This window comes from Deltaproteobacteria bacterium, from assembly GCA_005879795.1.
Taxonomy (GTDB): Bacteria; Desulfobacterota; Binatia; order DP-6; family DP-6; genus DP-6.
On record VBKJ01000029.1, the window covers coordinates 1 to 8,298 of the forward strand.

Here is an 8,298-nt window from a genome sequence, read left to right on the forward strand (position 1 = left end):
CAGGTAGACGTACGCGTGCCCCCACGGGTCGAGCGGCACGCGCTCGAGGTAGCCGTTCGGGTTCCAGGCGCGTGGCACGGGCGGCCGCTCGGGCCTGTGGACCAGCGCCTCGAGACCCTGCTCGGTGGTCGGGTAGCCGCCGCTGTCGAGGCGATAGAGGTTGAGCGCCTGCTCGATGCCCTTCATGTCGGCGATCGCCTTGGTGCGGCGCGCGTCGTCGGCGCGGCCGACGATGCTGGGCGCGACCAGCGTGGCGAGGAGCCCCACGATGAACATCACCACCATCACCTCGAGCAACGTGAAGCCGCGCCTCATCGGACGAGCCCGTTCAGGTCGAAGAGCGGCAGCAGGATCGCGGCCACGAGCGCCAGGACGACGCCGCCCATCACGAGCACGAGGAGCGGCTCGACCAGGGCGGTCGCGGCGGAGACGGCGGTCTCCACCTCGCGCTCGTAGGCGGCCGCGGCACGCTCGAGCATCGCGCCGAGCGAGCCCGCCCGCTCGCCGACCGCGGCCAGGTGGACGGCGAGCGGCGGGAATACGCCCGTCGCGCGGAGCGCCGGCGCGAGCGGCTCCCCGGCGCGCACCGCCTCGCGCGCGCCCGCGACGGCGTCGGCCAGCCGGCGGTTCCCCGTCGCGGCGCCGGCGATCCCGAGTGCGGGGTCGAGCGGGAGCCCGCCGGCGAGCAGGGTGGCGAGCGTGCGCGCGAAGCGCGCGACGGCGGCCTTGCGCACGATCGGTCCCGCGAGCGGGGCACGGAGCAGGGCCGCGTCGATGCGGGTCCGGCCGCCGGGCGTCGCGGCCCACCGCCCGAGCGCCCACGCTGCGCCCGCGCCGGCGAGGAGAAGGAGCGGCCACGTCCGCCGGGCGAAGCTCGTCAGCGCGATCAGGGCGCGCGTCGCGAGCGGGAGACGCGAGCCCGTCTCCGCGAACAGCTGCGTCAGCTGCGGCACCACCCAGGCGAGCAGGAAGGCCAGCACGGCGACCGTGGCGGCGGCCATGACGGCGGGGTAGGTGAGGGCGGCGCGCAGGCGCGCGCGGAGCGCGGCCGCGGCCTCGCCGTGGTCGGCCAGGCGGGCGAGCACGGTGGCGAGCGCGCCCCCCGCCTCGCCGGCGCGCACCAGGTCGCGGAACATCGGCGGGAAGACGCGCGGGCTCGCGGCGAGCGCGTCGGCGAGCGGCTCGCCCTCGCGGAGGCGCGCCTCGGCCACGGTGAGCCCGCGCACGAGCGCGGGATGCTCGCTCTGCTCGGCGACGGCGGCGAGCGCCTCGGCGACCGGCACGCCCGCCCCGACCAGTGTCGCGAGCTGGCGCGTCGCCGCGGCGAGCTCCTCGGCGCCGACGCGGCGGCCCACCCAGCCCGCGCCGGCCGCCTGCTCGTGCAGGTCGGTCGGGTAGAAGCCGCGAGCGCGGAGCGCCTGCCAGGCGGCGCGCGCGCTCTCGGCGCCGATGACGCCGCCGCGGGCCCGGCCGGCGGCCGTCAAGGCGCGGTACGCGAAGACCGGCATCAGCCCTCGTCCTGCGTCACGCGCAGGACCTCCGCCACGGTGGTGACGCCCGCGCGCGCCTTCGCGAAGCCGTCGTCGCGGAGCGTCGCCATGCCGGCCGCGGTCGCGTGGCGGCGGACCTGGGCGGCGTCGGCGCGCGCCATGACGAGCGCGCGCACCGGGTCGTCGACGACGAGAAGCTCGTGGATCGCGCTGCGGCCGCGGTAGCCCGTGCCACGGCAGGCGGCGCAGCCGGGGCCGGCGCGACGCAGCACCTCCGGCGTGGCAGGACCGAGCGCGCGCCGCTCGTCGGCAGTCGGCCGTCCCGCGACGGCGCAGCCGTCGCACACGCGGCGGAGGAGGCGCTGCGCCAGCACGGCCAGGACCGACGACGAGATGAGGAACGGCTCGACGCCCATGTCGACCAGGCGCGTCATGGCGCCGGGCGCGTCGTTGGTGTGCAGCGTGGAGAAGACCAGGTGCCCGGTGAGCGCCGCCTGCAGGGCGATCTCGACCGTCTCGCGGTCGCGGATCTCGCCGATGAGGATGACGTCGGGGTCCTGGCGCAGCACGGCGCGCAGCCCCGCCGCGAAGGTGAGCCCGATGCGCGGGCCCACCTGCATCTGCCCGATGCCGCGCAGCTGGTACTCGATCGGGTCCTCGATGGTCATGATGTTGCGCTCGCCGGTCGCGAGCCGCCGGAGCGCGGCGTAGAGCGTCGTCGTCTTGCCGCTCCCGGTCGGGCCGGTCACGAGGACGAGGCCGTGGCTCTGGCCGAGGACGCGCTCGAGCGCCGCGGCGGTCGCCGGCGCGAGCCCCAGCTCGCGCAGGTCGAGGAGCGCGCTCGCCCGGTCGAGCAGGCGGAGCGCTACGCGCTCGCCGAAGGCGGTCGGTACGATCGACACGCGCACGTCGATGTCGCGGCCGGCGACACGCACGCGGAGGCGCCCGTCCTGCGGGAGCCGCCGCTCCGCGATGTCGAGCCCGGCCATGATCTTGACGCGCGCCGCGATCGCCGCGGCGAGGCGCCCGGGCGGGGCGAGCACGTCGTGCAGGAGGCCATCCGTGCGAAAGCGCACCGCGAGGCCGCGCTCGTGGGGCTCGATGTGGATGTCGCTCGCGCCGTCCTTGACGGCCTGGGCGAGGAGCGCGTTCACCAGGCGGATGACGGGCGTGTCGTCGCCCGCCTCGAGGAGATCGGGTGGCTCGTCGAGCTCGCTCGCCACCAGATCCAGGCGCTCGTCCTCGATCGCGTCCATCGTGTCGGCGGCCGAGCGCGCGGCGGCGTCGTAGGCGCGCGTGATCGCCTCGCGCAGCGCCGGCGCGGGAACGACGAGCGGCCGCACCGGGGCGCGGTAGAGGAAGCGGAGGTCCTCGAGCGCCGCCAGCGCCGCCGGGTCGGCGAGCGCGACGGCGAGCCCGGCCCCGTCGCGCGCGAGCGGGAGCACGAGGTGCCGCTTGGCGAACGGCATGGGGAGAAGCGCGGTCAGCTCGCGCGCGGGGAGCGCCGGGGGCGCGGCCGCGAAGGGAAGGCCGGCCGCCTCGGCCAGCGCCCGGCCGAAGGTCGCAGCGCCGGTCGCGCCGATCTCGGCGAGAGCCTCGGCCAGCGTGCGGCCCTCGCGCCGGCGGGAGGCGGCCCGCGCCACGACGTCGGCGGAGATGCCGAGCGCGGCGGCCGCTTCGCGGTCGAGCTCCATGCCGTTACGGCTTCGCCTCGGGCGCCGGCCACGAGGGGCCGGTCAACGGGGGCCGGTCGCGCCGTGGGCGCGGCAATGCGGCGCGCATGCGCTCGCGCTCGCGGAGCGAGTTGGTCGCCATCTGCTCGTCGGTGGCGATGATGTGCGGCGTCAGGAAGACGAGCAGGTTGGTCTTCGTGCGCCGGTCGTCGTCGCGCCGGAAGAGGTGGCCGAGGACCGGGATGTGGCCCAGGAAGGGAACCGCCTCGGCGTGGGCGCGGATCGTGTCCGCCAGGAGCCCGCCGATCACGACCGTCTGCCCGTCGCGCGCGGCCACCGCCGTGCTCGCCGAGCGGATGGTCGTGGTCGGGCCGACGAGCGTCGGGTCGCCCACGCTGGCGGTCGCGGTCGGGTCGATGTCGGACACCTCCTCGAAGAGCGCCAGGTGCACGAAGTCGTCGGCGGTGATCTGCGGCGTCATGCGCAGCGTGATGCCGACGTCGTGGCGCTCGACGGTGGTGAAGAGGTTGGCGAGGTTGCTCGCGCTGGTGGCCCGGCTGGCGACGAAGGGGACGTTGCGGCCGACCACGATCTCCGCTTCCTCGTTGTCGGTGGTGATGATGTTGGGGGCCGAGAGGACGTTCACGTCGGAGTCGGTCTGGAGCGCGGTCAGGAGCACCGTGTGCGCCGGCACCTCCTGCCCGTTCGGCAGCTTGACCTTCTGGTTGCTCGCCGCGGCGAGGATCAGGCCCGGGAGCGAGGTCGGGTCGACGAGGGCGCCCGCGAGCGTGCCCAGATTCGCCTGCGCGAGGCCCTGGTGGCCGTCGTCCGTGGCGCCCACCCGGAACTCGACGCCGAGCGCGCGCGTCTTCTCGGCCGTCGCCTCCAGGATGATCGCCTCGACGAACACCTGCCGGCGGCGCACGTCGAGCTGCTCGATCACCCCGCGCAGCGTCTCCCAGTCCGCGGGCGTCGCGCTCACGATGAGCGAGTTGGTGGCGGGGTCGGCCGTCAGCCGTACGGGCGCGGCGAGCGGGATCGCCGCGGGCGTGCCGGGCGGCGCGGGCTCGGCCTCGGCGCTGACCGGCGTGGCCGGAGGCGGCTGCCCCATGCCGCCGTCGTAGCCGAGGCCGAGCGCCTCCGCGCGGCGCGCGGCGCTGCGTGCGAGCGAGCTGCCGTGCGGCTCGGGCGGCGGGGGCGGGCCGATCTTCTGGCCGACGAGCTGTGCCAGCACGCGCACCAGGCCGTCCGCCGCCGCGTACCTGAGACGATAGACGTTGACGCGCGTGCTCCCCGGCGGGAGCGCCTGGTCGAGGCGCGCGGCGACGGCGCGCGCGCGCCGCACCTCGTCGGGCGGGCCGGAGAGCACGAGCGCGTTCGTGCGCGCGTCGGCGGTGACGCGGAGCGCCTGGCCGCCGAGCGCGTCGCGCAGGCGGCGCGCGGTCTCGTCGGCGGGCGCGAAGCGCAGCGTCACGACCTCGGTCGCGCGCTCGCTCGAGGGCACGTCGAGGTCGGCCACGAGCCCGCCCAGGCGCTCGACGTTGCCGCCCGCGTCGACCACGACCAGGCTGTTGGTGGGCGGATAGGCGGTGAGCAGCCCGTCCTTCGAGACGAGCGGCTGGAGCACGGGCACGAGCCCGCCGGCATCCGCGTGCCGGAGCGGCAGGATGCGGGTCACGACCTCGTCGCCGCGGCGAGCGCCGCTCGCCACCGCCTCGCGTGCGGGCACGATCTTCGTGAACGCGCCGCTCGGCACCGTGGTGAAGCCCTTCACCTGGAGGACGGACTGGAAGACCAGGTACGCCTCGTCGGGCGTGATCCGGGTGGGCGAGATGATGGTCACCTTGCCGCGCACGCGGTCGTCGACGATGAAGTTGCGCCCGGTCACCTCGCTCACGAACTTGGCGAGGACGGGCAGCTCCACGTCCTGGAAGTTGAGCGCGACGGTGGCCTCCTCGGCGGCAGGGGCGGAGGCGGCGAGGGCGAGCGCGAGGAGGAGCGCGGCTCTCGTCCTCATCGGAGGTCGTAGACCAGGGTGCGCGGCGCGTCGCCGCGCACGATGTCGAGCGCGACCCGCGGCTCGGTGCGGAGCCGCTGGAGGAAGCCGAGGAGCGCCGCCGGGTCGGCAACCTGCGCGCCGTTCACGCGCTCGACGACGTCGCCGTTCCGGAGCCCGAGCCTCGCGAACAGGCTGTCGTCGCGGATCTGGAAGAGGCGGAAGCCCGCGGGGCGGCCGTCGCGCACCTCGGCGACGGCGCGGAGCTGCGTCATGAGGCCGCTCACGTTGTCGACCGCGCCCGCGACTTCCCGACGGTCCACGACGAACGCGTTCTCGGCGGTGCGGCGGATGTGCTCGTCGGCGGGGACGGCAGCCGGCGCGGCGGGCGTCTCGGCGGAGGGGGCGGTCGCGGGCGGCGCGAGCTCGAGCACCTCCTCGCCGCCGTCGTCCTCGAGCGTGACGCGATCCCAGTCGATCGACGCGATGCGCGCCCCGCCCACCTGGTCGCCGACGCGGTAGAGCTCCTGGCGGTGCGTCGCCGTGTCCTCGATCACGGCGCGCGCGTCGCGGCCCTGGAGGCCGACGCCCCACAGGCGAAGCGCCGCGTGGCGCGCGGGTGCGCCGCCCTCGCGCGCCGGGTTGAAGAGGTCGCGCTCGGCGATCAGCGCATAGTCGGCGAGCGGACCGGGGCCGTGGGGCGGCGGCGCGGCGGCGGGTTCAACGGGCGCCGGCGGCACGTCGTCGACGGCCGCGTCGAGAGCCGTCGTGACGCCGACCGCGGCCAGGTACGCGACGAGCGCGAGGAGCGCGAGCTCGAGGGCGAGCCGGTGACGCCGGACGAACCCCATGACGGGACGGCGGGGTCATACGCCAGGTGGTTCGGCGGGTGCAACGGGGCGAGTTGCCGCCTGTGGTACAATGCAAATGATGCGGCGGTCCGCCCTCAAGCTCGCGTGTCTCGCCGGGCTCTGGTCGGCTGCCGCGGCCGCGAGCCCGGTCGAGGTCGACGTGAACGGCGTCGTGCTCGACCCCGACAGCGGCTCGCCCATCGTCCGCCTGGTCGAGAAGGCGAAGGCCCGCCGGGAGCTGCCCATCTGGATCGGGCCCTTCGAGGCGCAGGCGATCGTGCTCGAGATGCAGGGGGTACCGGCGCCGCGGCCGCTGACGCACGACCTGATGAAGCAGCTCGTGGAGCGCCTGGGCGGCAAGCTCACGCGCGTGGTGATCGGCGAGGTTCACGACAACACCTACTTCGCCACGCTCCATCTCCAGCGCCCGGGCGGGAAGGAGCTCACCGTCGATGCGCGCCCGAGCGATGCGATCGCGCTCGCGCTCCGGCTGCACGGCCCGATCCTGGTCGCCGAGGAGCTGTTCGCGCGCGCCGCGGCCGGGCGGGCCGCGCCGGTGCACCTCTGGGGGCTCACGGTTCAGGACCTGACGCCCGAGATGGCCGCCTTCTTCCAGGCGCCCGAGGGGCGCGGCGTGCTGGTCTCGGACGTGGCCGCTGCGGCGCCCGCCCGCGACATGGCGCGCGGCGACGTCATCGTCGCCCTCGATGACGAGCCGGTCTCCTCGGTCGACGAGCTCACCAGCCGCGCCGGCGCGCGCCCCGCCGCCGCGCCCGTCCGTCTCTCCGTCCGCCGCGCGGGCCGCTCGCTCCAGGTCCACTTCCAGGCCGGCGATTGAGCGCCGGGCTGCCCCGAGACCGCGTGGAAGTCGTCAGGTTTGTTGACAACCCCCGGCGCGGGGCCTAGAAGACCGCGTTTGGCGGAAGATCGGCGGACGCCGGACCCGGACGCGGCGCGGCAGCGCGAGCTCGACCGGCAGGTCGAGGACCTCGCGCGGCGGCTCGCGGAGGTGGTCAACACCGCGGGGCCCGAGTCGAGGCAGGACCTGCGCGAATACGCGATCGGCTTACTGAAGGAGGAGACGGAGCGCGACGACGTCCCCGCGGCGGCGTCGACCACGTTGACGCATGCCCCGCAGTTCAGTCCCCTCGCGTTCGCGATCCTCATCGGCCTCGTCTCTCTGCCGCTCGTGCTGCTGTTCGCGCCGCTCGGCATCGGCCTCTTCGGGATGGCGGTGTTGATGGGAATATGGGGCCTGATCGACACCTTCTTCCACCGCGCGCCCGCACCGCCCAAGCCGCACTAATGCAGGAGCTGAACCTTTTTCATTTTTCCGCCCCCGGCCGGCGGGGCACGCTCGCACGGGGGGGACCGGGCATCGATGGCTAAGGCCGAGGCGCAGCAGGAAGATCCGGCCGCGCTCGCCGCCCGCCGGGTGATCGAGCAGCAACGCGAGCGCGAGAAGCGCGCCCGCGAGCGCGCCCAGCTCGGCGGCCTCTGGTCCCGGCGCGACGTCTTCGGGCGCTTCGGCTGGAGCATCTTCGCGGCCTTCTCGGGCGTCTCGCTGCTCGCGGCCGTCCGCTCGGCCTTCCCGCGCGTCCTCTTCCAGCCGCCCTCGACTTTCAAGGCCGGCCGCTCGAGCGACTACACGATCGGCGAGGTGAGCGAGAAGTTCAAGAAGGACCAGCGGGTGTGGATCATCCGCACCGAGGAGGGGCTCTACGCCCTGTTCGCCAAGTGCACGCACCTCGGCTGCACGCCCCGCTGGCTCACCGCCGAGAACAAGTTCAAGTGCCCGTGCCACGGGAGCGGCTTCTACAAGACCGGGATCAACTTCGAGGGCCCGGCGCCGCGCCCGCTCGAGCGCCTGCGCATCACCAAGGCCGAGGACGGCGAGATCCTGATCGACAAGAGCGTCAAGTATCTCTACGAGAAGGGCGACTGGAACAAGCCGGGCGCCTTCCTGAAGGTGTGACCCATGTCCGGATGGGACGAGATCAAGCGCCAGATCACCGAATCGCAGGTCTGGCAGTCCATCTTCCGCCACGGCTACGACGACACGCCGCGGAACCGCATCCTCATGGTGTCGGGGAACGTGTGGCTCCACCTCCACCCCTCCAAGGTGCGCCGGCACGCGACCCGGCTCCGCTTCACGTGGTGTATGGGCGGCATCACCTTCCTCCTCTACCTGGTGACGGTCGTGACCGGCATCTACCTGATGTTCTACTACCGGCCGACGGCCGAGTACGCCTACGCCGACATGAAGTACCTCGAGTACGACATGCCGT

The 8,298-nt window shown here is 74.6% G+C and carries 9 protein-coding genes; 4 read left to right on the forward strand and 5 right to left on the reverse strand.

Features of this window, described 5'->3' with window-relative positions:
• From gspG to E6J59_01130, 5 genes are all read right to left on the reverse strand, one after another.
• Positions 1 to 315 (reverse strand): type II secretion system protein GspG (gene gspG, locus E6J59_01110; protein ID TMB23836.1); only part of this gene is annotated, 315 nt, incomplete at its 3' end.
• Complete coding sequence (locus E6J59_01115; GenBank protein TMB23837.1) at positions 312 to 1,508, reverse strand: type II secretion system protein GspF; 1,197 nt, start codon at positions 1,506 to 1,508, stop codon at positions 312 to 314. The genes gspG and E6J59_01115, both read right to left, overlap by 4 nt.
• Entirely contained in the window at positions 1,508 to 3,184 is a 1,677-nt protein-coding gene (gene gspE / locus E6J59_01120) for a type II secretion system protein GspE (GenBank protein TMB23838.1), read from the reverse strand. Before gspE ends, E6J59_01115 begins: the two co-directional genes overlap by 1 nt.
• Before the next feature lie 4 nt (positions 3,185 to 3,188).
• Entirely contained in the window at positions 3,189 to 5,180 is a 1,992-nt protein-coding gene (gene gspD, locus E6J59_01125) for a type II secretion system protein GspD (GenBank protein ID TMB23839.1), read from the reverse strand.
• Positions 5,177 to 6,010 carry a hypothetical protein gene (locus tag E6J59_01130; protein ID TMB23840.1) on the reverse strand — a complete coding sequence of 278 codons (834 nt, stop codon included), beginning with the start codon at positions 6,008 to 6,010 and terminating at the stop codon, positions 5,177 to 5,179. Before E6J59_01130 ends, gspD begins: the two co-directional genes overlap by 4 nt.
• On the opposite strand from E6J59_01130, the gene E6J59_01135 reads away from it, so the two are divergent.
• The 4 genes from E6J59_01135 to E6J59_01150 all read left to right on the forward strand — a co-directional run.
• The gene (locus E6J59_01135) at positions 6,009 to 6,848 is read left to right on the forward strand and encodes a PDZ domain-containing protein (protein ID TMB23841.1); all 840 of its coding nucleotides are present in this window, start codon (positions 6,009 to 6,011) and stop codon (positions 6,846 to 6,848) included. The genes E6J59_01130 and E6J59_01135 overlap by 2 nt on opposite strands.
• 78 nt (positions 6,849 to 6,926) lie before the next feature.
• A complete protein-coding gene (locus E6J59_01140; GenBank protein ID TMB23842.1) occupies positions 6,927 to 7,316 on the forward strand; it encodes a hypothetical protein in 390 nt (129 codons plus the stop codon).
• A 75-nt stretch (positions 7,317 to 7,391) separates the two neighbouring features.
• Positions 7,392 to 7,985, forward strand: coding sequence for a Rieske 2Fe-2S domain-containing protein (locus E6J59_01145; GenBank protein TMB23843.1), 594 nt, complete (start codon positions 7,392 to 7,394; stop codon positions 7,983 to 7,985).
• Between the two features lie 3 nt (positions 7,986 to 7,988).
• A partial coding sequence (locus tag E6J59_01150; protein TMB23844.1) for a cytochrome B6 occupies positions 7,989 to 8,298 on the forward strand: 310 nt, incomplete at its 3' end.

Bases quoted from the DNA above. Each gene is read 5' to 3' on its own strand.
- E6J59_01115 (TMB23837.1), bottom strand. From the start codon at position 1,508: ATGCCGGTCTTCGCGTACCGCGCCTTGACGGCCGCCGGCCGGGCCCGC.
- gspE (TMB23838.1), bottom strand. From the start codon at position 3,184: ATGGAGCTCGACCGCGAAGCGGCCGCCGCGCTCGGCATCTCCGCCGAC.
- gspD (TMB23839.1), bottom strand. From the start codon at position 5,180: ATGAGGACGAGAGCCGCGCTCCTCCTCGCGCTCGCCCTCGCCGCCTCC.
- E6J59_01135 (TMB23841.1), top strand. From the start codon at position 6,009: ATGACGGGACGGCGGGGTCATACGCCAGGTGGTTCGGCGGGTGCAACG.
- E6J59_01130 (TMB23840.1), bottom strand. From the start codon at position 6,010: ATGGGGTTCGTCCGGCGTCACCGGCTCGCCCTCGAGCTCGCGCTCCTC.
- E6J59_01145 (TMB23843.1), top strand. From the start codon at position 7,392: ATGGCTAAGGCCGAGGCGCAGCAGGAAGATCCGGCCGCGCTCGCCGCC.